19 protein-coding genes and 3 tRNA genes (1 of these 22 cut by a window edge) are annotated in these 24,125 nt (G+C 71.8%); 10 read left to right on the forward strand and 12 right to left on the reverse strand.

Features of this window, described 5'->3' with window-relative positions; genetic code table 11:
- From ABT057_RS22740 to ABT057_RS22750, 3 genes are all read right to left on the reverse strand, one after another.
- Nucleotides 1-18 (reverse strand) — tRNA-Asn (locus ABT057_RS22740) (it extends 155 nt beyond the left edge of the window).
- A 5-nt stretch (nt 19-23) separates the two neighbouring features.
- Nucleotides 24-96 (reverse strand) — tRNA-Asn (locus ABT057_RS22745).
- Nucleotides 97-101: 5 nt separating this feature from the next.
- Nucleotides 102-174: transfer RNA gene (locus ABT057_RS22750), tRNA-Asn, on the reverse strand.
- Nucleotides 175-332: 158 nt separating this feature from the next.
- Here ABT057_RS22750 and ABT057_RS22755 point away from each other — a divergent pair.
- From ABT057_RS22755 to ABT057_RS22770, 4 genes are all read left to right on the forward strand, one after another.
- Entirely contained in the window at nt 333-638 is a 306-nt protein-coding gene (locus ABT057_RS22755; RefSeq protein ID WP_352345204.1) for a YtxH domain-containing protein, read from the forward strand.
- A gap of 169 nt (nt 639-807) precedes the next feature.
- Nucleotides 808-2,259 (forward strand): FGGY family carbohydrate kinase, encoded by a 1,452-nt coding sequence (locus ABT057_RS22760; RefSeq protein WP_352345206.1) that lies wholly within the window; start codon nt 808-810, stop codon nt 2,257-2,259.
- 141 nt (nt 2,260-2,400) lie between these two features.
- Nucleotides 2,401-4,134: an ABC transporter ATP-binding protein gene (locus ABT057_RS22765; protein WP_352345208.1), complete on the forward strand. Its 1,734-nt coding sequence runs from the start codon at nt 2,401-2,403 to the stop codon at nt 4,132-4,134.
- Entirely contained in the window at nt 4,134-6,062 is a 1,929-nt protein-coding gene (locus tag ABT057_RS22770) for an ABC transporter ATP-binding protein (protein ID WP_352345210.1), read from the forward strand. The genes ABT057_RS22765 and ABT057_RS22770 overlap by 1 nt, the downstream gene beginning before the upstream one ends.
- Before the next feature lie 82 nt (nt 6,063-6,144).
- Here ABT057_RS22770 and ABT057_RS22775 read toward each other — a convergent pair whose 3' ends face one another.
- The 5 genes from ABT057_RS22775 to ABT057_RS22795 all read right to left on the reverse strand — a co-directional run bounded on the left by ABT057_RS22775 (nt 6,145) and on the right by ABT057_RS22795 (nt 12,916).
- Complete coding sequence (locus ABT057_RS22775) at nt 6,145-7,338, reverse strand: RNA polymerase sigma factor (protein WP_352345380.1); 1,194 nt, start codon at nt 7,336-7,338, stop codon at nt 6,145-6,147.
- 115 nt (nt 7,339-7,453) lie between these two features.
- Nucleotides 7,454-9,358, reverse strand: a complete 1,905-nt coding sequence (dnaG, locus tag ABT057_RS22780) for a DNA primase (RefSeq protein ID WP_352345212.1) — start codon at nt 9,356-9,358, stop codon at nt 7,454-7,456.
- A 29-nt stretch (nt 9,359-9,387) separates the two neighbouring features.
- The gene (locus ABT057_RS22785) at nt 9,388-10,653 is read right to left on the reverse strand and encodes an NAD(P)/FAD-dependent oxidoreductase (RefSeq protein WP_352345214.1); all 1,266 of its coding nucleotides are present in this window, start codon (nt 10,651-10,653) and stop codon (nt 9,388-9,390) included.
- Nucleotides 10,654-10,809: 156 nt separating this feature from the next.
- Entirely contained in the window at nt 10,810-12,063 is a 1,254-nt protein-coding gene (locus ABT057_RS22790) for a deoxyguanosinetriphosphate triphosphohydrolase (protein WP_352345216.1), read from the reverse strand.
- A 70-nt stretch (nt 12,064-12,133) separates the two neighbouring features.
- Complete coding sequence (locus ABT057_RS22795; protein WP_352345218.1) at nt 12,134-12,916, reverse strand: sirohydrochlorin chelatase; 783 nt, start codon at nt 12,914-12,916, stop codon at nt 12,134-12,136.
- A gap of 178 nt (nt 12,917-13,094) precedes the next feature.
- Between ABT057_RS22795 and ABT057_RS22800 the strand changes: the two genes are divergently transcribed.
- The gene (locus ABT057_RS22800) at nt 13,095-13,769 is read left to right on the forward strand and encodes a SanA/YdcF family protein (protein ID WP_352345220.1); all 675 of its coding nucleotides are present in this window, start codon (nt 13,095-13,097) and stop codon (nt 13,767-13,769) included.
- A gap of 124 nt (nt 13,770-13,893) precedes the next feature.
- Complete coding sequence (locus ABT057_RS22805) at nt 13,894-15,984, forward strand: molybdopterin oxidoreductase family protein (protein WP_352345222.1); 2,091 nt, start codon at nt 13,894-13,896, stop codon at nt 15,982-15,984.
- 10 nt (nt 15,985-15,994) lie between these two features.
- Here ABT057_RS22805 and ABT057_RS22810 read toward each other — a convergent pair whose 3' ends face one another.
- On the reverse strand, nt 15,995-16,720 hold the full coding sequence (locus ABT057_RS22810; protein WP_352345224.1) for a TetR/AcrR family transcriptional regulator: 726 nt from the start codon (nt 16,718-16,720) through the stop codon (nt 15,995-15,997).
- A gap of 153 nt (nt 16,721-16,873) precedes the next feature.
- On the opposite strand from ABT057_RS22810, the gene ABT057_RS22815 reads away from it, so the two are divergent.
- The gene (locus ABT057_RS22815; protein ID WP_352345226.1) at nt 16,874-18,394 is read left to right on the forward strand and encodes an MFS transporter; all 1,521 of its coding nucleotides are present in this window, start codon (nt 16,874-16,876) and stop codon (nt 18,392-18,394) included.
- Between the two features lie 104 nt (nt 18,395-18,498).
- Here ABT057_RS22815 and ABT057_RS22820 read toward each other — a convergent pair whose 3' ends face one another.
- From ABT057_RS22820 to ABT057_RS22830, 3 genes are all read right to left on the reverse strand, one after another.
- Nucleotides 18,499-19,158, reverse strand: coding sequence for a hypothetical protein (locus ABT057_RS22820; protein ID WP_352345228.1), 660 nt, complete (start codon nt 19,156-19,158; stop codon nt 18,499-18,501).
- Between the two features lie 77 nt (nt 19,159-19,235).
- Complete coding sequence (locus ABT057_RS22825; RefSeq protein ID WP_352345230.1) at nt 19,236-19,970, reverse strand: DUF6215 domain-containing protein; 735 nt, start codon at nt 19,968-19,970, stop codon at nt 19,236-19,238.
- A gap of 107 nt (nt 19,971-20,077) precedes the next feature.
- Nucleotides 20,078-21,724, reverse strand: a complete 1,647-nt coding sequence (locus ABT057_RS22830; RefSeq protein ID WP_352345232.1) for a M4 family metallopeptidase — start codon at nt 21,722-21,724, stop codon at nt 20,078-20,080.
- A gap of 168 nt (nt 21,725-21,892) precedes the next feature.
- Between ABT057_RS22830 and ABT057_RS22835 the strand changes: the two genes are divergently transcribed.
- From ABT057_RS22835 to ABT057_RS22845, 3 genes are all read left to right on the forward strand, one after another.
- The gene (locus ABT057_RS22835; RefSeq protein ID WP_352345234.1) at nt 21,893-22,336 is read left to right on the forward strand and encodes a gamma-glutamylcyclotransferase family protein; all 444 of its coding nucleotides are present in this window, start codon (nt 21,893-21,895) and stop codon (nt 22,334-22,336) included.
- A 217-nt stretch (nt 22,337-22,553) separates the two neighbouring features.
- The gene (locus tag ABT057_RS22840; protein WP_352345236.1) at nt 22,554-23,114 is read left to right on the forward strand and encodes a hypothetical protein; all 561 of its coding nucleotides are present in this window, start codon (nt 22,554-22,556) and stop codon (nt 23,112-23,114) included.
- Nucleotides 23,115-23,238: 124 nt separating this feature from the next.
- The gene (locus tag ABT057_RS22845) at nt 23,239-23,886 is read left to right on the forward strand and encodes a class F sortase (RefSeq protein WP_352345238.1); all 648 of its coding nucleotides are present in this window, start codon (nt 23,239-23,241) and stop codon (nt 23,884-23,886) included.
- Nucleotides 23,887-24,125 lie beyond the last annotated feature (239 nt).

Genomic DNA, 24,125 nt, shown 5'->3' on the forward strand with positions numbered 1-24,125 from the left:
CAATTGAGCTACGGAGGACCGAGCTCCCCCGACTGGACTCGAACCAGTAACCTGCCGGTTAACAGCCGGCTGCTCTGCCAATTGAGCTACGGAGGACCGAGCTCCCCCGACTGGACTCGAACCAGTAACCTGCCGGTTAACAGCCGGCTGCTCTGCCAATTGAGCTACGGAGGAATGCCTCGTTGCATCGAACGTACCTGCCTGGGTATTCGCCAGAGGGCGGACGCTCGCTGCGACACATACATTAGCGCAAGCAGGGGGGTGCTCCGCCAATCGGTTCCCCCCGGCGCCGCTGCCGTACCAGGGACCTACGCAAGGAGAGGGTGGCTGCCATGCGCTACAAGCTGACGTTCGTCGTCGGGCTCGCCGTCGGTTACGTGCTGGGCACGCGGGCCGGGCGCGAGCGTTACGAGCAGCTGAAGAAGTCCGCTCGTCAGATCGCCCAGAACCCGGCGGTCCGCAACACCGCCGAGACGGCCGCCCAGCAGGGCCGCCAGTACGCCGGCAAGGCGTACCACGTGGTGAGCGACAAGGTGGGCGACCGTATGCCCGAGTCGGTGGCCGGCCGCGTCCGTTCCCTGCGCGACCGCAGCACCCACAACGGCGCGGAGGACGACTGGGGCTCCAGCACCACCTGACGGCGCCCTTCCACGGCGATCCCCGCCGCCCGAGGGGGCGCGGGCGTATCGATCTGCGGCTCCGTCGCGCGGGCGCGACCAGCCACAACGCGCCCGCGCGCGCCGGGCCGCCCCGCTCGTACGGGCTCCACGGCGCAACTCCAGCGGCGCGTGCGGCAGAATTTTCGGTATGGGGATAGTCGCCGGGCTGGACAGTTCGCCCGATTTCACTCGTATCGTCGTCTGTGACGCGGACACCGGAGCCGTGCTCAGGCAGGGGTATGCGCCGCATCCGTTGGAGAGTCCCGAGGGTGGGCGCCCTTCCGACGTCGATCCTCAGGCCTGGCTGCTGTCCCTCGGGGAGGCGGCCGGCGGCGGGCTGCTAGAGGGCGTGCAGGCCATCGGTGTGTCCTCGCAGCAGAACGCGCTCGTACCGCTGGACGCGCAGGGCAACACCGTGCGCCCGGCCATGGTCGGCGGCGACAAGCGCGCGCAGGTCGCGGCGGCCGACCTGATCGACGCGCTCGGCGGGCGGGAGGCCTGGGCGCAGGCGGTGGGGTGTGTGCCGCAGGCCGCCCAGCCGGTGACCAAGCTGAGGTGGCTCGCCAAGAACGAGCCCGAGGCGGGCTTGCGGACCTCCGTGCTGATGCAGGCCCACGACTGGCTGGTGTGGCAGTTGCTCGGGCGGCCGGTGAGAAGGACCACGGACCGGGGTGGAGCGTCCGGGACGGGGTACTGGTCGGCCGCCACCGGCGGGTACCGGCCCGACCTCGTCGAGCTCGCCCTCGGCCACCAGGCCATGCTGCCCGACGTGATCGGGCCGTCCGAGGCGGCCGGTACGACGCCGGAGGGGCTGCTGATCTCCGCCGGGACCGGCGAGACCATGGCCGCGGCGCTGGGGCTCGGGATCGGGCTCGGCGACGCCGTCGTGTCGCTCGGGGCCTCCGGATCCGTGATGGCCGTCCATCACGAGGCCCTCATCGACCAGAGCGGGATGATCACCTCGCTCGCCGACGCCACCGGCATGCACCTGCCGGTCGTCACCACCCTGAACGCCGTACGGACCCTGCGCGGCGCCGTCGACCTGCTCGGCGCGTCCGACCTGGAGGCGCTGTCCGACCTGGCGATGAAGTCGACTCCCGGCTCGCACGGGCTGGTGATGCTGCCGTACCTGGAGGGTGAGCGGACGCCGAATCTGCCGCACACCGCCGGTACGCTCGCCGGGCTGCGGCGGGAGTCGATGAAGCCCGAGCATTTCGCGCGGGCCGCCTTCGAGGGCATGCTGTGCGGGCTCGCGGACGCGCTCGACGTGCTGCGCGGCCGGGGCGTGGACGTACGGCGGATCTTCCTGCTGGGGGCCGCCGCCGAGCTGCCCGCGGTGCAGGCGGCGGCGCCCTCGCTCTTCGGCGCGCAGGTCGTCGTGCCGCAGCCGGCGGACTACGCGGCGATCGGGGCGGCCCGGCAGGCGGCCTGGGCGCTCGGGGCGAAGCAGGGCACGCTCGACCCGCGGAATCCGCCCGCATGGCAGGGGGCGGCGGCGCAGGTGCTGGATCCGGGCGAGGAGCTGGCCGTGGGGCAGGCGGTGCGGCAGCAGTACGTGTCGGTGCGGGAGCAGACGCATCCCGGGGCGTTCCGGGTATAGGCCGCGGTCCCCGGTCGTACCCGTCCGAGCGCATAGCACAACGCTCTCGGCTTAATCGGTTGAGGTAACGCGGGTGGAGTGTCCGACGATAGGGGCCAGGGGCAACCAATGCCCCCTACCCGCCGATCCGAGAGACGTAGCGTGCTCATACGACTTCTGCGGACCTATCTCAGGCCCTACAAGAAACCTCTGACCCTGCTGGTGCTGCTGCAGTTCCTGCAGACCTGCGCCACCCTCTACCTGCCCACCATGAACGCGCACATCATCGACAAGGGCGTCGTCGAAGGGGACACCGGTTACATCCTGTCGTACGGCGGCGTGATGATCGGTATCTCGCTCGCGCAGGTGGTGTGCAACATCGGTGCCGTGTATTACGGCGCCCGGACCGCCTCCCTGCTCGGCCGGGACATACGGGCCGGCGTCTTCGACCAGGTGCAGTCCTTCTCCGCGCGCGAGGTCGGCCAGTTCGGCGCGCCCTCGCTGATCACCCGGACCACGAACGACGTCCAGCAGATCCAGATGCTGGCTCTGATGGCGTTCACCCTGATGGCCTCTGCGCCGATCATGTGTGTGGGCGGCATCGTGCTGGCGCTCGGTCTGGACGTGCCGCTGTCGGGGGTGCTGGTCGCCGTCGTGCCGGTGCTGGGCATCTGCGTGACGCTGATCGTGCTGCGGCTGCGGCCGCTGTTCCGGTCGATGCAGGTGCGGCTGGACACCGTCAACCGGGTGCTGCGCGAGCAGATCACCGGCAACCGGGTCATCCGTGCCTTCGTCCGCGACGAGTACGAGCAGGGGCGTTTCAGGAAGGCCAACACCGACCTGACCGACATCTCTCTGAAGACCGGCAATCTGCTGGCGCTGATGTTCCCGGTGGTCATGACCACGGTGAACCTGTCGTCGATCGCGGTGGTCTGGTTCGGTGCCCACCGGATCGACAGCGGCCAGATGCAGATCGGTGATCTGACCGCGTTCCTCGCCTACCTCATGCAGATCGTCATGTCCGTGATGATGGCCACCTTCATGTTCATGATGGTGCCGCGCGCGGAGGTGTGCGCCGAGCGCATCCAGGAGGTGCTGGACACCTCCTCGTCCGTGGTTCCGCCGGTGGCCCCGGTCACGGAGCTGCGGCGGCACGGGCATCTGGAGATCCGGGCGGCGGGCTTCCGCTATCCCGGTGCCGAGGAGCCCGTCCTCAAGGCCATCGACCTCGTGGCACGGCCCGGTGAGACGACCGCCGTCATCGGCTCGACCGGCAGCGGCAAGTCCACTCTGCTCGGCCTCGTCCCCCGGCTGTTCGACGCGACCGACGGGGAGGTCCTGGTCGACGGGGTGGCGGTCGCGGACGTCGACCCCGTCGTCCTCGCCAGGACCGTCGGGCTCGTGCCGCAGAAGCCGTATCTCTTCGCGGGCACGGTCGCGACCAACCTGCGCTACGGCAACCCGGACGCCACGGACGAGGAGTTGTGGCACGCGCTGGAGGTGGCGCAGGCCAAGGACTTCGTGAGCAAGCTGGAGAACGGCCTCGACTCCCCCATCGCGCAGGGCGGGACGAACGTCTCGGGCGGTCAGCGCCAGCGCCTCGCGATCGCCCGTACGCTCGTGCAGCGGCCGGAGATCTACCTCTTCGACGACTCCTTCTCCGCGCTCGACTACGCCACCGACGCGGCCCTGCGGGCGGCACTCGGACAGGAGACCTCGGAGGCGACCGTGGTGATCGTCGCCCAGCGGGTGGCGACCATCCGCGAGGCCGACCGGATCGTCGTCCTCGACGAGGGCCGCGTCGTCGGCACCGGTACGCACCGCGAGCTGATGGCCGACAACGAGACCTACCGGGAGATCGTGCTCTCCCAGCTGACGGAAGCGGAGGCCGCCTGATGGCCGGGCCCATGGGACGCATGATGGCGGGCACCGGTCCCGACAACCGCTCGCTGGACTTCAAGGTGTCCGGCAGGCGGCTGCTCTCCCACTTCAAGCCGGAGCGGTTCACCCTCTGCGTGATGCTGGTCTGCGTGGTCCTCAGCGTCGGCCTGAACGTGGTCGGGCCGAAGATCCTCGGCAAGGCCACCGACCTGGTCTTCGCGGGCATCATCGGCCGCGAGATGCCGTCCGGCGCCAGCAAGGAGCAGGTGCTCCAGTCGATGCGCGACGACGGCAAGGGCAGCGTCGCGGACATGCTGAAGAGCACCGACTTCACGCCGGGCAAGGGCATCGACTTCGACCAGGTCGGCGAGGTCCTGCTGTTCGCGCTCGGGGTGTTCCTCGTCGCCGGTCTGCTGATGGCGGTGGCGACGCGGATGGTCAACCGGGCCGTCAACCGCACGATGTTCCGGATGCGCGAGGACGTGCAGACGAAGCTGTCGCGGCTGCCGCTGTCGTACTTCGACAAGAGCCGGCGCGGCGAGGTGCTGTCCCGTGCCACGAACGACATCGACAACATCGGGCAGACCCTCCAGCAGTCGATGGGCCAGCTCGTCAACTCGCTGCTGACGATCATCGGCGTGCTCGCGATGATGTTCTACGTCTCCTGGCTGCTCGCCCTGGTCGCGCTCGTCACCGTGCCGCTGTCGTTCGTCGTCGCCACGCGCGTCGGCAAGCGGTCGCAGCCGCACTTCGTGCAGCAGTGGCGCTCCACCGGCAAGCTGAACGCCCACATCGAGGAGATGTACACCGGCCACACGCTGGTGAAGGTGTTCGGCCGCCAGAAGGAGTCGGCCGCGCTGTTCGCCGAGCAGAACGAGGCACTGTACGAGGCCGGGTTCAAGGCGCAGTTCAACAGCGGGATCATGCAGCCGCTGATGCTCTTCGTGTCGAACATCAACTACGTGCTGGTGGCGGTGGTCGGCGGCCTGCGGGTCGCGTCGGGCGCCCTGTCCATCGGTGACGTGCAGGCCTTCATCCAGTACTCCCGCCAGTTCTCGATGCCGCTGACGCAGGTCGCGTCGATGGCGAACCTGGTGCAGTCGGGCGTCGCCTCGGCCGAGCGGATCTTCGAACTCCTGGACGCGGAGGAGCAGGAGGCGGATCCGGCGGCGGGCGTCAGGCCGGAGGAGCTGCGCGGGCGGGTCGCGCTGGAGCACGTGTCGTTCCGCTACGACCCCGAGAAGCCGCTGATCGAGGACCTGAGCCTGGCGGTGGAACCGGGCCACACGGTCGCGATCGTCGGCCCGACGGGGGCGGGCAAGACGACGCTGGTGAACCTGCTCATGCGGTTCTACGACGTCTCCGGCGGGCGTATCACCCTGGACGGCGTGGACATCGCGCGCATGTCCCGGGACGAGCTGCGCGCCGGGATCGGCATGGTGCTGCAGGACACCTGGCTGTTCGGGGGCACCATCGCGGAGAACATCGCGTACGGCGCGTCCCGGGAGGTCACCCGGGGCGAGATCGAGGAGGCGGCGCGGGCGGCCCACGCGGACCGCTTCGTCCGTACCCTGCCCGAGGGCTACGACACCGTGATCGACGACGAGGGCAGCGGGGTCAGCGCCGGTGAGAAGCAGCTGATCACCATCGCGCGGGCGTTCCTGTCCGACCCGGTGATCCTGGTGCTCGACGAGGCGACCAGCTCCGTGGACACCCGGACCGAGGTGCTGATCCAGAAGGCGATGGCGAAGCTCGCGCACGGGCGTACGTCGTTCGTCATCGCGCACCGGCTGTCGACGATCCGGGACGCGGACACGATTCTCGTCATGGAGAACGGGTCGATCGTGGAGCAGGGCGCGCACACCGAGCTGCTGGAGTCCGGCGGGGCGTATGCGCGGCTGTACAAGGCGCAGTTCGCGCAGGCGGTGGCCGAGGTCGACTAGGGCGTGGGCAGGCGGGACTTTCGACGCACGCTGCAGTACGGGGGCCGCTCGCATCGGGGAGCGGCCCCTTCCCGGTCGGGGCTCAGTCCAGGTAGCCCCTCAGCTGGTCCGCGAACGCGTGGTCCCTGAGTTTGCCGAGGGTCTTGGACTCGATCTGGCGTATCCGTTCGCGCGTCACGCCGAAGATGCGGCCGATCTCCTCGAGGGTGCGCGGGCGGCCGTCGGCGAGGCCGTAGCGCAGTTGGACGACCTTCCGCTCGCGTTCGCCCAGGGTGGAGAGCACGGCCTCCAGGTGCTCGCGCAGCAGCAGGAACGCCGCCGACTCCACCGGGCTCGCCGCGTCGCCGTCCTCGATGAGGTCGCCGAGGGCCACGTCGTCCTCCTCGCCCACCGGGGCGTGCAGGGAGACGGGTTCCTGGGCCAGCCGCAGCACTTCGCCGACCCGTTCCGGGGGCAGGTCCAGCTGGCCGGCGACCTCGTCGGGGGTCGGTTCGTAGCCGCGTTCCTGGAGCATCCGGCGCTGGACGCGGACGACCCGGTTGATGAGTTCGACGACGTGGACCGGGACGCGGATGGTGCGGGCCTGGTCGGCGAGGGCGCGGGACATGGCCTGGCGGATCCACCAGGTCGCGTAGGTGGAGAACTTGTAGCCGCGGGCGTAGTCGAACTTCTCGACGGCCCGGATCAGCCCGAGGTTGCCCTCCTGCACGAGGTCGAGCATGGTCAGCCCGCGTCCGACGTACCGTTTGGCGACGGAGACCACCAGCCTGAGGTTCGCCTCGATGAGGCGGCGCTTGGCCATCCGGCCCATGACGACCAGCCGGTCCAGGTCGAGGGCCAGCTCGCTGTCCAGGTCGGGGGTGTTGAGGAGCTTCTCCTCGGCGAACAGGCCGGCTTCCACGCGGCGGGCGAGTTCGACCTCCTCGACCGCGGTGAGCAGCGGGATCCGGCCGATCTCCCGCAGGTACTGGCGGAACAGGTCCGAGGAGGGGCCGCTGTTGTCGGCCGCCTTGGCCGGGCGCGTCTCGACGGGCTCCGGGGCCTCTTCCGGGGCCTCTTCCGGGGCCTCTTCCAGGGCCTCGGCGGGCGGTTCGGCCTCCGTCTCCGGGTGGTGCGCGGCACGGTTCTGCGGCGGGACCGCCGCCAGGACGTCGGTCTCGGCGTCCTGATCCGTACCGTCGGTGGTGGTGCTGTCGGTCGTGCGGTCGGTCTGCGTCAGAGTCTGGGTCTGCACGGGGGCGACCTCCAGGATGATCGCTGCTGAGGTGAGCGGCAGCGGTGCTCCGGGGGCCGCTCCGAGGACTCAGGCACCGGACCCAGTGTGGAGTAAGACACATCGTCGCCACGAGGGGCGTGCGGTGACTTTTTGAGTCCGGCCCGTAACCAGCTGTTCAGAGAGCTGTGGCGCCGTGCTCCCGCAGGGCCTGGTCGTACTGCTGGAGGACCCACAGCTCGTTCTGCACGGCGGCCAGTTGGGCCGGGTCGCCGCCGGCGGAGAGGCGGGCCAGCTGGGACTGGACGTCCCGGACGCGGCGCTCCACGGCCCGGCGACGGACCGCCACCAGCTGCACACCCGCGTAGATCTCGTCGACCGTCCTGCGCATGATCGGCTCGACGGCGAGTTCGGTGACCATGGCGCGGACCGTGTCGTCGGGGGCGGCCTCGCGGACCCGGACCAGGTAGTCCTGTCCGTCCTGTACGCCCCACTCGGCGCCGCCCGCGTCCTGGACCGCCTGGCGCACGGCGGCGTAGGGGGCGGCGGTGAACTCGTCGATGCCGTACGCGTCGAAGGCCGGGGAGACCAGCTCGGGGCGTTGCAGGGCGAGTTTCAGCAGTTCGCGCTCGGTGGCGTAGACGGGGTTGCGCAGGGTCAGGGCGGGGCCCGCGGTGGCGGGGCGGGGGGCGGCGTCGTACTGCTGGGGGCCGCCGCGGCCGGCCGGCGCCGGACCCTTGCCGCCCCGGTCGCGGGCCCAACGGGCGAGCTGGGCGACCCGCTTGACCACGAACTGGGTGTCGAGGATGCCGAGCATGCCGGCGAGCTGGACGGCGACCTCGTGCTGGGCGCCGCTGTTCTTGATGCGGGCGACGATGGGCGCGGCCTCGTCGAGGGCGGCCGCACGGCCCGCCGGGGTGTCGAGGTCGTAGCGGACGACGATCTGGCGCAGCGCGAACTCGAAGAGCGGCGTGCGGGGTTCGACCAGGTCGGCGACCGCCTCGTCGCCCTTGGTGAGGCGCAGGTCGCAGGGGTCCATGCCGTCGGGGGCGATGGCGATGTATGTCTCGGCGGCGAATTTCTGGTCGTCCTCGAAGGCGCGCAGGGCCGCTTTCTGGCCGGCCGCGTCGCCGTCGAAGGTGAAGATCACGCGTGCGCTGCCGTTGTCCATCAGCAGGCGGCGGAGGATCTTGATGTGGTCGCCGCCGAAGGCCGTGCCGCAGGTGGCGATGGCCGTGGTCACGCCGGCGAGGTGGCAGGCCATGACGTCGGTGTAGCCCTCGACGACGACCGCGCGGCTGGCCTTGGCTATGTCCTTCTTCGCCAGGTCGATGCCGTACAGCACCTGGCTCTTCTTGTAGATCGCCGTGTCGGGTGTGTTGAGGTACTTGGGGCCGTTGTCCGCCTCGTAGAGCTTGCGGGCGCCGAAGCCGACGACTTCTCCGCCGATGTCGCGGATCGGCCACATCAGACGGCCCCGGAAGCGGTCGATGGGGCCGCGGCGGCCCTCCTGGGCGAGGCCGGAGAGGAGCAGTTCCTTGTCGCTGAAGCCCTTGCCGCGCAGGAAGCGGGTGAGGTGGTCCCAGCCCTGGGGGCTGTAGCCGACGCCGAAGTGGACGGCGGCGGCCTGGTCGAAGCCGCGCTCGGCGAGGAAGATCCGGCCGGTGTCGGCCTCGGGGCTGACGGCGAGCTGTTCGGCGTACCAGTCGGCGGCGATCTTGTGGGCCTCGACCAGGCGGATGCGTTCGCCGCGCTGGTGGGAGGGGTTGTAGCCGCCTTCCTCGTAGCGCAGGGTGATGCCGGCCTGGGCGGCGAGGCGCTCGACGGCCTCGGAGAAGGTGAGGTGGTCGACCTTCATCACGAACGTGATGGTGTCGCCGCCCTCCTGGCAGCCGAAGCAGTGGAAGAGGCCCTTGCTCGGGCTGACCTGGAAGGAGGGCGACTTCTCGTCGTGGAACGGGCAGAGGCCCTTGAGGTTGCCGCCGCCCGCGCCGCGCAGCTGGAGGTACTCGGACACGACGGCGTCGATCGGGACCGCGTCCCGAACCGCCTTCACGTCCTCGTCGTTGATCCGTCCTGCCACGTGGTGATTCTACGGGGGCGGACCGACAGCTACGGGATGAGACGGTCGAGGGGGGTGTGGGGGTCGGCCAGTGCCTCCGTGTCCACGGGGGTTCCGGCGGCGATCAGTTTCTGGATCGGCTCTGTGACGTCCCACACGTTCACGTTCATCCCGGCGAGCACCCTCCCCTCCTTCACCCAGAACGCGACGAACTCCCGCTTGCCCGCGTCGCCCCGGATCACCACCTCGTCGTACGACCCGGGCGGCGCCCAGCCGCTGTACTCCATGCCCAGGTCGTACTGGTCGGTGAAGAAGTAGGGCACCCGGTCGTAGGTGACGTCCTGGCCGAGCATCGCGCGGGCCGCCGCCGGGCCGCCGTTCAGCGCGTTGGCCCAGTGCTCCACGCGCAGCCGGGTGTCGAACAGGCCGTGCGGGAAGGACGCGACGTCGCCGGCGGCGTGGATGTCGGGGTCGGAGGTGCGCAGCCGGTGGTCCACAGCGATGCCCCCGCCGTGGGCGCGCTGGGCCAGTGCCAGGCCGGCCGCCTCCGCGAGGGCGGTCCGCGGGGCCGCGCCGATCGCCGCGAGGACGTCATGGGCGGGGTGTTCCTCGCCGTCGTCGGTGCGGGCGGCGAGGACCATGCCGTCCTGGCCGACGATCTCGGTGAGCTGGGCGCCGAAGTGGAAGCGCACGCCGTGCTCGCGGTGCAGCTCGGCGAAGACGTTGCCCAGCTCGGGGCCGAGGACGCCGTGCAGCGGGGTCGGGGCCGGCTCGATGACCGTGACCTCCGCGCCGTACTCGCGGGCCGCCGCCGCCACCTCCAGGCCGATCCAGCCGGCACCGGCGATCACGATGTGGCCGTTGTCACGGCCGAGGGCGGCCAGTACGCCCTTGAGGCGTTCGGCGTGCGCGATCCGGCGCAGATGGTGGACGCCCGCGAGGTCGGTGCCGGGGATGTCCAGCCGGCGCGGCTCGGCGCCGGTGGCCAGGAGCAGTTTGTCGTAGTGGACGAGGGTGCCGTCGTCGCCGAAGCGGACCGTCTTCGCCGTCCGGTCGATGGCGTCGACGGTCTGGCCGAGGTGCAGTTCGATGTCGTTCTGCGCGTACCAGGCGGGCTCGTGCACGAAGACGCTCTCGCGGCTGTCCTTGCCGAGCAGGTAGCCCTTGGAGAGCGGCGGCCGCTCGTAGGGGTGGTCGCGTTCGTCGCAGATCAGTATCACGCGGCCGGTGAAGCCCTCCGCTCGCAGCGTCTCGGCCGCCTTCGCGCCGGCCAGACCTCCTCCGACGATGACGAATGTCTGATCCGCGTCGACCACGTGATGCCTCCTCTTAACGGGACCGCCACATGCGAGCGTCCCGCACGGAGCGTGATGGGGGAAGGGGACGTGGCCCGATCAGGCCACGCTGGGTCACGTTCGGGGCTGTTTGGGGGTACTTGCGTTTACTTGTGTCCCTTGCGTGACGGATATGGGCTACGGGTGCCCCGCGAGACGGGCGTGAAGCGAGCGGGCCGAGGCGTCGGTGAGGGAGGCGATCTGGTCGACGATCACCCTCTTGCGGGCCCGGTCGTCGGGGGCCAGGTCGAACAGGGCGCGGAACTGGGGGTCGAGTCCCTCGGGCGCGCGGGCGGTGAGGGCCTGGGCCAGCTCACTGATCACGATGCGCTGGTCGGCTCGGAGCCGCTCCTGTTCGGCGCGCTGCATGACGTACAGGTCGGCCACGGCCTTGAGGACCGCGCACTCCAGGCGCGCCTCTTCGGGTACGACGAGTTCGGCGCCGTAGCGGGTGAGGCTCCCGCTGCCGTGTCTCACGCGCGTGGCGCCCTCGGCGGCCAGGCAGAAGCGGCCGATGAGCTGGCTGGTGGTGTCCTTCAGGCGGGCCTGGGCGACCGCCGAGCCGTCGTAGCGGTGCGGCCACCACTCCTCGGCCTGGAGGCGGTCGAGGGCGGCGGCGAGTTCGGCCGGGTCGGTGTCCGCGGGGACGTAGCGGCCGATCGCCACCCGGAAGACCTCCGCGCGCTCCGGCTCCGCGCGCAGGCTTGCGGGGTCGATGTGGCCGGCGTGCAGGCCGTCCTCCACGTCGTGCACCGAGTACGCCACGTCGTCCGACCAGTCCATGACCTGTGCCTCGAAGCACGTGCGCGTGCCGGGGGCCTCCTTGCGGACCCAGTCGAAGACGGGGCGGTCGTCGTCGTAGACGCCGAATTTGGGGGACGCCGGGTTCGTGGGGTGGGCGCCGCGCGGCCACGGGTACTTGGTGGCGGCGTCGAGGGTGGCGCGGGTGAGGTTGAGGCCGACGGAGCCCTCGGCGGTGAAGCGCTTCGGTTCGATGCGGGTGAGGAGGCGCAGCGACTGGGCGTTGCCCTCGAAGCCGCCGCAGTCCCGCGCGAAGTCGTTCAGCGCCTGTTCGCCGTTGTGGCCGAAGGGAGGGTGGCCCAGGTCGTGGGAGAGGCAGGCCGCTTCCACGAGGTCGGGGTCGCAGCCGAGGGCCGCGCCGAGTTCCCGGCCCACCTGGGCGCACTCCAGGGAGTGGGTGAGACGGGTGCGGGGGGTGGCGTCCCACTCCTGGCTGCGTTCGCCCGGGGTGACGACCTGGGTCTTGCCCGCGAGTCTTCTGAGCGCCGAGGAGTGCAGGACGCGCGCGCGGTCCCGTTGGAAGGCGGTGCGGCCGGGGCGCTTGTCGGGCTCGGGGGCCCATCGTTCGGCTGACGGCAGGTCATAGGGCATGTTTCGACAGTAAGCGGCGGCGGTGACAATCGGGCGGCTGCCGGCGTGCCGGGTTGTGCGGGCGCCCCCTTCAGGCGGCGTTGGCGGAACCGCCCATGGCACGTGCCTGGTCGTAGCGGTGGAGCAGCAGACCCACCATCGCGGGGTGGGTCCCGAGCGGCGCCGACGCGATCCAGGGGGCCGCCTGCGCGGACTCCGTCGCGAAGCGTCCGGGGGCCGTGAAGCAGGACGCCACCGCCACCCGGTCCCGTCCCCTCGCCCGGAGGGCCCGGACCGCCTCCGGGACCGTCGGGGCCGCCGTCGAGGCGTACGCGGGAACCACCGGCACCCCCAGCCGCTCCGCCAGCAGCCGTGCGGTGCGGCGGGTGTCCGACGCCGAGTCGGGGTCCCGGGAGCCCGCCGCCGCCAGGACGACCGCGCTCGTGCGGCGCTCGGCCGGGGACATCGCCGTGTTCCAGCCCGCCTCGGCCAGACGCGCGCACAGGGTGTCCACCAGCAGCGGGTGCGGTCCCAGCGGCGCTGCCACGCGCGTGCGTACCCGGGCGCTCGCCGCCATCTCGGGGATGTCGCGCCTGACGTGGTAGCCGCGGGCCAGGAGGAGGGGGACCAGGACGGCGTCCTGTGTGCCCCGGGCGTCCAGGCCGGCCAGGGTGTCGGTGAGCAGGGGCTCGTTCAGCTCGATGTGACCGAGGTGCACGGGCAGCCCGGGGCGCTGCTCGCGGACACGGTCGAGCAGGGCGCGGACGGTGCTCAGGGCACGCGGGTCGCGGCTGCCGTGGGCGACGACCACCAGCGCGGGCGCGCCCGCCGGGGTCCGGCGGGCGGCGAGCTGGACGAGGCTGGACTGGCTCATGCAACGATCCTCTCGGCACGAGGTTGCACCCCGGTTGCCTGACCGTCACGAGTCTTTTCCGGGGGTTCACCGCCGGGGCGGGGGCGGTGTGAGGTGCGCGGCGGGGCGAACCGGATCATCGTGGCCCGCGTCTTCCCCGGTCGAAGGGGAGATCGATCCAGGGTCCAGGGGGCAGCTCATGAACATCCGTCGACCGCGGCTGCCGCGCACCCGTGCCGGGCGGCGCCGGCTGGTGCAGGCCGTGATGGCCGGGTGCGTGCTCGCGCTGCTTCCGGCCACCTGGCTGTACGTGTCCACGGCGGGCCGCGTCGGTACGACGGCACAGGCGCCGCGCGCGAAGGTGGCCGTGGTGTTCGGGGCGGGCCTGTGGGACGGGGAGCCGTCGCCCTATCTGGCGCACCGGCTCGACGCGGCGGCGAAGCTGTACCGGGAGGGGCGGATCGAGGTCGTCCTCGTCACCGGCGACAACAGCCGCGAGGACTACGACGAGCCCGACGCGATGCGGAGCTATCTCAGGAAGCACGGCGTGCCGGAGGCGCGGATCGTCAGCGACTACGCCGGCTTCGACACCTGGGACTCCTGTGTGCGCGCCAAGAAGATCTTCGGGGTGGACCGGGCCGTCCTGATCAGCCAGGGCTTCCACATCCGGCGGGCCGTCGCGCTGTGCGAGGCGGCGGGGGTCGACTCGTACGGCGTCGGCGTCGCCGACAAGCACGACGTGACCTGGTACTACGGGGGGACGCGGGAGATCTTCGCGGCGGGCAAGGCGGCGCTGGACGCGGTGTTCGAGCCGGATCCCCGGTTCCTCGGGCCGAAGGAGCCGGGGGTGCGGCGGGCGCTGGCCGCGAGGTAGGTGAGGTCCCACCGGCCGCTCGCGTCGTCCTCACGACCGCGCCCCCGCGCCGGGGAGGGCACCACCACACCGCCGTAACAGGAGACCGCACGGCGTGTAACACGGCCGACGCACGCTGAGGCGCATGCCGACCACCTCGACGCCCACCCACTGCCCGTACTGCGCCCTGCAGTGCGGGATGGCCCTGTCGCCCCTGCCCACGGGAGGTGTCGAGGTGGTCGAGCGAGCGGACTTCCCGGTGAACCGGGGCGCGTTGTGCGGCAAGGGACGTACGGCGCCGGCGGTGCTGGACGCGGCCGTCCGGCTGACCTCCCCGTTGGTGCGGTCCGGCGGGACGCTGGTACCGGCCTCCTGGGAGGAGGCGCTCGACCGGATCGCCGGGGAGCTGGGCAGGGTGCGGGCGGAGCACGGGGCCGACGCGCTCGGGGTGTTCGGCGGGGGCGGACTGACCAACGAGAAGGCGTACGCGCTGGGCAAGTTCGCCCGGGTCGTGCTCGGCACCTCGCAGATCGACTACAACGGGCGGTTCTGCATGTCGTCCGCGGCGGCGGGCGGGATCAGGGCGTTCGGTCTCGACCGCGGGCTGCCGTTCCCGCTGGAGGACGTCCCGCGGACCGGGTGCGTCATCCTGGTCGGGTCGAACCTCGCGGAGACCATGCCTCCCTCGCTCCGCTTCTTCAACGAACTGCGGGAGAACGGCGGCACGTTGATCGTCGTCGACCCGCGCCGCACGAAGACCGCCGAGCAGGCCGACCTGCATCTGGCGCCCCGCCCGGGAACCGACCTCGCGCTGGCGCTCGGGCTGCTGCACCTGGTCGTCGCCGAGGGACGGGTCGACGAGGCCTACGTCCGGGAGCGGACGGCGGGCTGGGAGGACGCGCGGGCCGCGGCGATGGCGCACTGGCCGGAGTACGTGGAACGGATCACGGGGGTGTCCGTTCCCCAACTCCGGGAGTGCGTGCGGATGTTCTGCGAGCCGGAGGCGGCGATGGTGCTTACCGCCCGCGGGCCCGAGCAGCAGTCGAAGGGCACGGACACCGTGAGCGCCTGGATCAACCTGGTCCTGGCGACCGGGCGGGCGGGACGCCCGCTGTCCGGCTACGGCTGCCTGACCGGGCAGGGCAACGGGCAGGGCGGCCGCGAACACGGCCAGAAGGCCGACCAGTTGCCCGGCTACCGCAAGCTGGACGACCCTGCGGCCCGGCGGCACGTGGCCGGGGTATGGGGCGTGGACCCCGACTCGCTGCCCGGACCGGGGCGCAGCGCCTACGAGTTGCTGGACGCGCTGGGCACCGACATACGGTCGCTGCTGCTGATGGGGTCGAACCCGGTGGTGTCCGCACCGCGCGCCGCGCATGTCGAGGAACGCCTCAAGTCCCTTGATTTCCTCGCCGTCTGCGATGTCGTCCTGTCGGAGACGGCGGCCCTCGCGGACGTCGTCCTGCCGGTCACGCAGTGGGCGGAGGAGACGGGCACGACGACGAACCTGGAGGGGCGGGTGCTGCTGCGCCGCCGGGCGGTCACCCCGCCGGACGGCGTCCGCAGCGACCTGGAGGTCCTGCACGAGCTGGCGGCACGGCTGGGCGTGGAGAAGGGGTTCCCGACCGATCCCGAGGAGGTCTTCGAGGAGCTGCGACGGGCCAGCGCGGGCGGGATCGCGGACTACTCCGGCATCACCTACCGGCGGCTGGCCGAGGAGAACGGGGTGTTCTGGCCCTGCCCGGCGCCGGAGGAGGGCCCTGCCGCCGCGGCGGAGCACCCCGGCACCTCCCGGCTCTTCCTGGACCGGTTCGCCACGCCGGACGGCCGGGCCCGGTTCGTCCCGGTCTCGCACCGGCCCGCCGCCGAGGAGCCGGACGCCGACTACCCGGTGCTCCTCACCACCGGCCGGGTGGTCGCCCAGTACCAGTCCGGCGCCCAGACCCGGCGCGTGGCCGAGCTGAACGCCGCGGCGCCCGGCCCGTTCGTGGAACTGCACCCGCGTCTCGCGGCGCGGCTCGGGGCGGCCGAGGGCGATCCGGTGGCCGTCGTGTCCCGGCGGGGCAGGGCGGTGGCACCGGCCCGCATCACCACCGGGATCCGCCCCGACACCGTCTTCATGCCGTTCCACTGGCCGGGCGAGGGCCGCGCCAACACCCTGACCAACCCGGCCCTGGACCCGACGTCACGGATGCCGGAGTTCAAGGTGTGCGCGGTACGGCTGGAGCTCGCCTAGTGCCACGGCACTAGCCGGGCAGGCGCAGGGCGAGGCCGTCCAGGACGACTTCCAGGCCGTAGGTGAACTTGGCCTCGCGCAGGGCGGCCGGATCGGCGGTCTCGGTGGCGTACTCCTGGGCCAGGTGGTCGTAGGGCGCCGCGGCCCGCCGGGCCGCGGGCATCAGACGGCCGACGAACTCCGCCTCGGTCTCGCCGGAACGGGCGACGGTGGTGAGCCAGGCCGCCTCGGTGGTGCTGATGCCGACGACGTAGCTGAGCAGCGGTTCGATCGCCCGGCCCGGCTCGGGGAATCCGGCCGCGGTGAACAGGGCGGCGAGGCTCTCGGTGTACGCCATCAGGTTGGGCCCGAGGTAGACGAGACCGGCCTGACCGAGGACCGAGGCGAGCCAGGGGTGCCGTAGCACCGTCACCCGGAACGACCGCGCGGCCTCGGTGACGGCGGCCCGCCAGTCGGCGCCGTCGACGGGCGGTGCGTGCATCTCGGCGGCGACCTCGTCCACCACGAGTTCCATCAGCTCGTCCTTGGTGGCGACGTGCCGGTAGAGGGAGGTCGCGCCGGCACCCAGCCGGGCGCCCAGTTTGCGCATGCTCAGCGCCTCGACGCCCTCGGCGTCCAGCATGACGACGGCCTCGCGGACGATCCCGTTCCGGCTCAGCGAGGGCTGGTCGGGTTCGCGCTTCTCCCGGGCCCATACGGACGGCACGGCGTTCGGGTTCCTCGTCTTGGCGGCCACGGCTCCACTCCCGGCGATCTGGCGGCGTACATCGTGCGCTTTCAGCGTACAGAGCTCAACGCTTGCGCACACTGTTCCGCTCTGCGTACAGTGTGCGCACCGAACGGAACACTGTACGCAGGCCGATGAAGCCGCTGAAAGGGCAGGAATCCCATGGAAACCCGCAATCCCCGCCGCTGGTGGATCCTCGTCGTGCTGTGCCTGAGCACGCTGGTCCTGACCATCGACAGCATGGCGCTGACCGTCGCGGTGCCCTCGATGACCGAGGACCTCGGGGCCGGCGCCCAGGACACTCAGTGGATCCTCGACTCCTACATCCTGGTCTTCGCGGGTCTGCTGCTCACCTCCGGCAGCCTCGGCGACCGGTTCGGCCGCCGGCGGGTGATGCTGACCGGCCTGGTGCTCTTCGGGGCGGCCTCACTGGCCGCGACGGTCTGCACGAACCCGGGCGAGGTGATCGCCGTCCGTATCGCGATGGGTGTGGGCGGGGCCCTGATCATGCCGTCCACGCTCTCCATCCTCATCACGGTCTTCGACGAGGAGGAGCGCGGCAGGGCTATGGCGGCCTGGGGCTCGGTGTCGATGCTGGGCCTGGTCGGCAGCCCGGTCCTGGGCGGGATCCTGATCGACCACTTCTCCTGGCACTCGATCTTCCTCATCAACGTGCCGGTCGTCCTCCTGGCCGTCGTCGCCGGTGTGGTGCTGATGCCGGAGTCCAGGGCGCCCTGGCAGAAGCCGGACCCTCTCGGTGCCGTGCTCTCGGCGGTCGGCATGACCGCGCTGGTCTGGTGGATCATCGAGATCCCGCAGCACGGCCCGCTCGGCGGCCGCTCGGCACTCACCCTGACCGTGGCGCTGGTGACCCTGGCCGCGTTCGTGATCTGGGAGAACACGACCTCCTCGCCGATGGTCCCGCTGGTCCTGTTCAAGCACCGCGACTTCAGCGGCGGTTCGCTCTCGCTGGCCCTGGTCCAGATCGGCAACGGCGGTCTGCTGCTGGTCCTCACGCAGTACCTGCAGTTCGTCCTCGGCTACTCCCCCGTCAAGGCGGGCCTCTCCTTCCTGCCCCTCGCCGTCGCCGCGCTGGCCGGCAACGGACTGGGCGTGAAACTGGCCGCGAGGACCGGCAACCGGCTGGTCGTCCTGACCGGCATGCTGGTGATGGCCGCCTGCTTCGCCCTGCTCACCACGGTCGACGCGGACTCCGGCTTCACCGTCCCGGCGATCTCCCTCGGCCTGCTGGGCTTCGGGGCGGGCATGGCGATGCCGGCCGCCGTGGGCGCCCTGATGGGCACCATCCCCGCGGACAAGGCGGGTGTCGGCTCGGCCCTCAACGACACCGTCCAGCAGGCCGGCACCGCCCTCGGGATCGCGATCCTCGGCTCGCTGCTGGCGGGCGGCTACACGGCCCGGATGCCGGCCGACGCCCCCGAGGCGGCCCGCGAGTCGATCGCCGGCGCGCTGGCGACGGGGGGCGGCGACCCCGAACTGGTCCACACCGCCCGCGAGGCCTTCGCCGGCGCGATGACGACGACGTTCACCGTCAGCGCGATCGGCGTCCTGGCGGCGGCGGTGCTGGCGACGCTGGTGATGCGGGGCGGGAAGCCGGCGACGGCCGCACAGCCCGCGCCGAACGCGCCGACCGGGCTGGAGGACCAGGAGCTGGTCGCCTGACCGACGGCGGTCCGTTCGGCGAAGGCCGGCACCCGGAAGGGGGCCGGCCTTCGGTGTCGTCCACGAGAAGGGCCGTGGCGGAGAAGGGCCGTGACGGAGAAGCGTCAGCTGTTGACGTCGAACGCCAGCGCGACGAGGAACGCCACGAAGGCGATGCCCCCGACGGCGGTGAAGTCGTGGACGCGGCGCCTCAGCCGGCGCGGCCGCCGTCCGGGGTCCGGCCACACCAGCTGATGGAGGATCAGCAGTGTCGACAGACCGAAGCCGCACAGGGCGAGGACCGTGAGCGAACCCGGCACCCACAGGCCGCTGCCGAACGTCCACGCCTCGCCGTCGAGATAGCGTGCCGCCACCGAGGTCGGTCCGTCCGCACACCACCAGGGCTCGTCGGGCGAATCGCCGTAACACCGGCTCCCCGGAGGCGTCGGCTCGTACGCGTCGCCCCGGCCGCCCTTGATGAGGACGTGCTCGATGTCCGGTCCGCCGTCGTCCGGGTGGAAGGTGCCGGTGCAGTAGCGCGTCCGTGCGACGCCCCGGTCCACGGTCGTCTCCACGTCCACGCACTCCACGACCTCGAACCGGCCCGGGACGCCGGCCCACCCGACACCCGCCAGGACCTTCGCGCCGTAGGTCACGGTCATCCACACCGCGCCGACGGCGAGCGACAGCCCGATGTAGGCCAGGAGACCCCGAACCCAGGCAGGAGCCCGGTCGGTGGTGCCCGCCGACTTCGCGTCCGCCTGCCTCGCGTCCTCTGTTGCCATCGGGTGAGCCTCACACGCGACGGCCCCGTCGGTCCTCGGTGGAACCACGTAACCGGACACGTAGGTGCAGGCAGCCGTCAGCCGGTGGTCCAGCCCGGGATCGTCGGCAGTACCGTCTCGGCGACGCGCAGGAGCGTCGCGTCGTCGGGCGGTGCGGAGTCCTGGCGCCAGAGGGACACGTCGTAGGAACCGCCGCCGTCCTTCGGGTCCCGGGCGACCACCAGCCTGCGGGTGGGGCTGCCGGGGCCGCTCGCCGTCCTGCCGCTGCCGCTGCCGGGAAAGAGGGCGAAGGCGAGGGTCCGGTCCGAGTACAGCACCGCCGGGCGGCCGAGGAACGTCCGCTCCCGCGCGTCGCCGCCCAGCATGTGGGCCATGTCCTTGACCGCGAAGTGGTCGAAGTTGGCGGAGAGCTGGACGGAGAACGTCGTCAGGGTGACCTGCATCTCGGGGGCGGGGATGTCACCGTCGACCATGGTGAACGAGTCGTCTCCGCCCCCGTACGAGGTCACCTTCTCCCCCGGCGTGCCGAGCAGCGTGGCGAGGTCGGTGCGGTTCAGCGCCTGGCAGAGCTGGTTCGAGGAGACGTACTTCACGCCCGGCCGCGCCAGCGTCGGCAGCCCCGTCGGCGTCGACGTCGAGCAGGTGATCGGTCCGCCGGGAACGCTCGCGGCGTTCGCCTCCAGGGCATGGTCCTTCTGCTGCTTCCACAGGAACCCCGCCAGCGCCGCCACCACCACGAACGCCGAAATGACCTGCAACCACGCGTTCGGGCCTTTCGCCGGTCCGGCGACTTCCTCGGCCGTGTCTCTCATTACCCCCGGTACCCCCTGGTCGGACTGCCCCCGGCGCGCGCTGGTCACGCGCGCGCCGGGGGAGCCTAACGGGTGATCGGGTCACGCCAAAGCGACTTTCCCCACGGTCAGTTCACGTTGACCGCGCTCCAGGCCGCCGCCACCGCGTTGTACTCCGTGCCGCCGGAGCCGTAGAGGTCGCGGGCGGCGTTCAGGGTCGCCGTCCTCGCCCCCGCGTAGTTCGTCGACGAGGTCATGTAGACCGTCAACGCCCGGTACCAGATGGCCCCCAGCTTGTCGCGGCCGATCCCGGTGACCGTCGAGCCGTTGTACGTCGGGGAGTTGTAGGTGACGCCGTTGACGGTCTTCGTGCCGCTGCCCTCCGCGAGGAGGTAGGCGAAGTGGTTGGCGACCCCGGAGGAGTAGTGCACGTCGAGGTTGCCGACCGAACTGCTCCAGTAGTCCGCGGAGTTGCCGTCCTTGCTCGGCTTGTCCATGTAGCGCAGGGCGTCCCGGCCGAAGCCGGAGCGGACGATCTTCTCGCCGATGAGGTAGTCGCCGACGTCGGAGGAGTTGTTCGCGTAGAACTCCACCAGCGAGCCGAAGATGTCGGAGGTGGCCTCGTTCAGGCCGCCGGACTCGCCCGAGTAGGTCAGGTTGGCCGACTTCGACGTCACGCCGTGGGACATCTCGTGGCCGGCCACGTCCAGCGCCACCAGCGGGCCGAGCTGCGTGGCGTTGCCGTCGCCGTACGTCATGCAGAAGCAGCTGTCGTCCCAGAAGGCGTTGGCGTAGTTGTTGCCGTAGTGGACCCGGTTGTAGGAGCCCTTGCCGTCGTTGCCGATGCCGTTGCGGCCGTGCACGTTCTTGTAGTAGTCCCAGGTCACGTCGGTGCCGTACTGGGCGTCGACCGCGGCCGTCGAACGATCCGCGGCCGCCCCCGTGCCCCAGTGGTTGTCGGTGTCCGTGAAGAGCGTCGCGGGGGCGCGGCTGATGCAGATGCCGAAGATGCACAGGTCGGTCTTGTTCTCGGCGTCACCCGTGTACGTGTTCCCGCGCGTCGGGTCCTTGAGCTGGTACGTCGAGCCCGAGAGCGTCGTCTCCAGCGGGACCGTGCCGCCGTACAGGGACGCGCCGTCGCCCGTCGCCGTCTCGAGGGAGTCCCAGGCGTCGATCCGGGCGCCGGTGCGCGCGTCGGTCAGCACGGTCCGGGCGACCGGGTTGCCGAGCGAGTCCAGTCCGACGGCGTTCGTCCGCCAGGCCAGCCTGGGGGTGCCGTGCAGGGCGTCGACGACCAGCTGCGGCTTGGCCTTGACCTGCTTCAGGGTGTCGCCGAGGTTGGCCGCGCGCAGTGCGTTCACGGCGGTGTCGGCGGCCTCGGGGGCGGACACCTTCGGGGCGATGGTGGGGAGGGAGATCGTGCTCCTCGTCGCCCGGTTCGCGCTGCGGTAGGCGCCGTCGGGGGCCAGGTGGACCACGAAGTCGCCGCCCAGGACGGGGAGTTCGCGGTACGTGCGGTCGTAGCGGACGTGCTGGGTGCCGTCCTTGTCGATCACGACGTCACGGACGGACGTGCCCTGGGTGGCGGTCAGGCCCAGGCTCGCCGCGTGCTCGGCGAGGGCGGCGGCCGCGTGGTCGAGCGCGGTGGCGCGGGTCGGTCTGTCGGCCGCGTCGGCGACCGGGGAGAGCGCGGCGGCCAGCAGGGTGGCCGTGGCGGCGGCGATGCCGGCGGTGGCGAGACGGGAACCTCGGACGTGCTGCCGTATCCGACTCATCAGTCTGCTCGGTCTCCTCGGGAAGGCGCCGTGGGGGGCGCGGATGTGGGGTGGCGCAGAGCACCACGGGTGGGGGTGGCACTGAGGTCGTCCTGAGATTTAAGGGGGCATGACAATCCATGTCCATAGCGCGAGGTGCCGTTGACGTGAGAGGAGAGAATCGTTTCCGTGAGCATCCCGACCACCCCGCACCGCCCCGGCCTCCCGTTCTTCGTCTACGGCACCCTCCGCCCGGGCGAGGCCAACCACGACCTGTTCCTGCGCGGCCGCACCCTCCGCGAGGAACCGGCCCGGCTGCGGGGCGCCGTGCTGTACGACGGCCCCGGCTATCCGTACGCGGTGGAGGAGCCGGAGGGCGGCGGGACCGTGGCCGGGGATCTGGTCACCGCCCTTCCCGGGGAGTACGCCCGGCTGCTCGCCGAACTGGACCGGCTGGAGGAGTACACGCCGGGCGACCCGCGCAACCTGTACGAGCGGGTGGTGCGGGAGGTGACCGTCGGGGACGGCGGGTCTTCGCGCGCCTGGGTGTACGTCGCCGCGCCGGTCGTCGCCGCCCGGCTGCGGGCCGGAGGCAAACTCGTCGACGGCGGGGACTGGTTGGCCCACAGGTGACGGTCACCCGTTCACACCCTCCGCGCGGGCTTTTCCCGGCACGTTCCTCCGACACCCCGGTGACCTGCTGAAACAGCCGTCCCCCGCAGCCCTTTCCAGCACCGCCCGACACCCATTCATCCCATTCCTGACGCCTCCTCAGGAAGCGGGCGGGCCGCGCTGCGACTTACCTCGGAAGAGCAGGGACGCGACCCGAGGAGCTCGAAGGAGCACACAGATGCGACGTACCGCCCGCCTGCTGACCCCCGCCGCGCTCGCCGTGGCCGCCGCCGGCGCGATCGCCCTTCCGGCGTACGGCGCGGACGGCGACGGGGGACGCGGCGGAGGCCGTGGGGACGCGGGCGGAGGAGTCCTGGAGATCCGCCCCGCCACCGCCGTGCCGGGCGGACCGGTGACGGTGAGCACGACGGCGTGCGGCGGGGACGCTGCGGCGACGGGGGACGCGGGCGCGGTGGGCGCCGGGCGTTTCCCGCTCGCGCCCGGCACCGACCGGGGCGCGGCCGCCGGGGAGTTCCGCGTGCCGCCGAGCGCGCAGCCGGGGACGTACGAGATCGTCGCGCAGTGCGCCAGGGGCGAACGGCGGGTCACGGGGGACCTGGTGGTGACGCTGGTCGCGGCGCGGCAGCCGGTGGCTCCGCGAGGAAGTGTGAAGACGGGGGTCGGCGGCGCACTCGGCCCCGACCCCGTGCAGACCGCGGCCGGTGTGGCGGCACTCGCCGTCGCCGCCGCGGGCGGTACCTGGCTCCTGCATCGCCGGGCGAGAGGCGACGGGATGTGACGGACACCCTCCGCTGTCCGTCGCCGGTACCGCATGTCCCCTCCCCCTCCGGGCCCGACGCCCCTCGCGGCCCGGAGGGGGGTACGGGGCCCGCGGGAGGAGGCGCGAGGAGAAGGGATGCGCGATGCGTCGTCGGGTCGGCAACACCGTCATAGCGGCCGTCACCACGACCGCCCTCTGCGCGGGCGCGTGGCTGCTCCGCAGCGGCGCCGAGACGCACCCCCCGCCGCAGCCGTCCGCCGCCCAGGCCCACTCGGGAGCAGGGCACGGCGGTGCGGACGGCGAAGCGGGCATACGCTCCGCCCCGGCCCTGCCGCCCTCCCCGCCGCTGCGGATCCGCATCCCCGCGATCCATGTCGACGCACCCCTGACCGGGCTGGCCCTGACCGCCTCCGGCAGCCTCGGCGCCCCGCCCGCCGAGCAGGAGAACCTCGCCGGCTGGTACGAGGCCGGCACCGCCCCCGGCGAGCGGGGCACCGCCGTCGTCGCCGGGCACGTCGACAACGCCGACGGCCCCGCCGTCTTCTACGACCTGGGCGCACTGCGCAAGCACAGCACCATCGAGGTGGACCGCCTGGACGGCCGCACGGCCGTCTTCGCGGTGGACGCGGTCGAGGTCTACGACGCCCGCCGCTTCCCCGACGCCAAGGTGTACGGCGCCGCCCCCCGCCCCGAGCTACGGGTGATCACCTGCGGCGGCGGCTACTCGAAGTCGACGGGATACCAGGGGAACGTGGTCGTGTTCGCACATCTGGCGAGCACACGGCCTTGACCTGTCGTGAGCACGGTCGGGCCGCCGCCCGCGTCCGACGCCGGCAGACGGCTCGTTCGCGGGACGGCCCTCAGGCGACGGTGAGCACGATCTTGCCCTGGAGATGCCCTCGGGCCGGTAGCCGATCAGCCGGGTGAACAACACCGCGGGTCGATACACCCGGGCCCGCGAGGGCACTAGGATCCGGCAGCGGGTGGCGGGGCCGGTCGCGAGAGGCATGTCCGGCATGGTCAGGACCC

Source organism: Streptomyces sp. NPDC002588 (assembly GCF_040295925.1).
Classification (GTDB): domain Bacteria; phylum Actinomycetota; class Actinomycetes; order Streptomycetales; family Streptomycetaceae; genus Streptomyces.

Excerpts from the sequence above, each read along its gene's own strand:
- ABT057_RS22755 (WP_352345204.1), top strand. The coding sequence starts at position 333 with ATGCGCTACAAGCTGACGTTCGTCGTCGGGCTCGCCGTCGGTTACGTG.
- ABT057_RS22760 (WP_352345206.1), top strand. The coding sequence starts at position 808 with ATGGGGATAGTCGCCGGGCTGGACAGTTCGCCCGATTTCACTCGTATC.
- ABT057_RS22770 (WP_352345210.1), top strand. The coding sequence starts at position 4,134 with ATGGCCGGGCCCATGGGACGCATGATGGCGGGCACCGGTCCCGACAAC.
- ABT057_RS22790 (WP_352345216.1), bottom strand. The coding sequence starts at position 12,063 with ATGCCCTATGACCTGCCGTCAGCCGAACGATGGGCCCCCGAGCCCGAC.
- ABT057_RS22795 (WP_352345218.1), bottom strand. The coding sequence starts at position 12,916 with ATGAGCCAGTCCAGCCTCGTCCAGCTCGCCGCCCGCCGGACCCCGGCG.
- ABT057_RS22800 (WP_352345220.1), top strand. The coding sequence starts at position 13,095 with ATGAACATCCGTCGACCGCGGCTGCCGCGCACCCGTGCCGGGCGGCGC.
- ABT057_RS22805 (WP_352345222.1), top strand. The coding sequence starts at position 13,894 with ATGCCGACCACCTCGACGCCCACCCACTGCCCGTACTGCGCCCTGCAG.
- ABT057_RS22815 (WP_352345226.1), top strand. The coding sequence starts at position 16,874 with ATGGAAACCCGCAATCCCCGCCGCTGGTGGATCCTCGTCGTGCTGTGC.
- ABT057_RS22820 (WP_352345228.1), bottom strand. The coding sequence starts at position 19,158 with ATGGCAACAGAGGACGCGAGGCAGGCGGACGCGAAGTCGGCGGGCACC.
- ABT057_RS22825 (WP_352345230.1), bottom strand. The coding sequence starts at position 19,970 with ATGAGAGACACGGCCGAGGAAGTCGCCGGACCGGCGAAAGGCCCGAAC.
- ABT057_RS22830 (WP_352345232.1), bottom strand. The coding sequence starts at position 21,724 with ATGAGTCGGATACGGCAGCACGTCCGAGGTTCCCGTCTCGCCACCGCC.
- ABT057_RS22840 (WP_352345236.1), top strand. The coding sequence starts at position 22,554 with ATGCGACGTACCGCCCGCCTGCTGACCCCCGCCGCGCTCGCCGTGGCC.
- ABT057_RS22845 (WP_352345238.1), top strand. The coding sequence starts at position 23,239 with ATGCGTCGTCGGGTCGGCAACACCGTCATAGCGGCCGTCACCACGACC.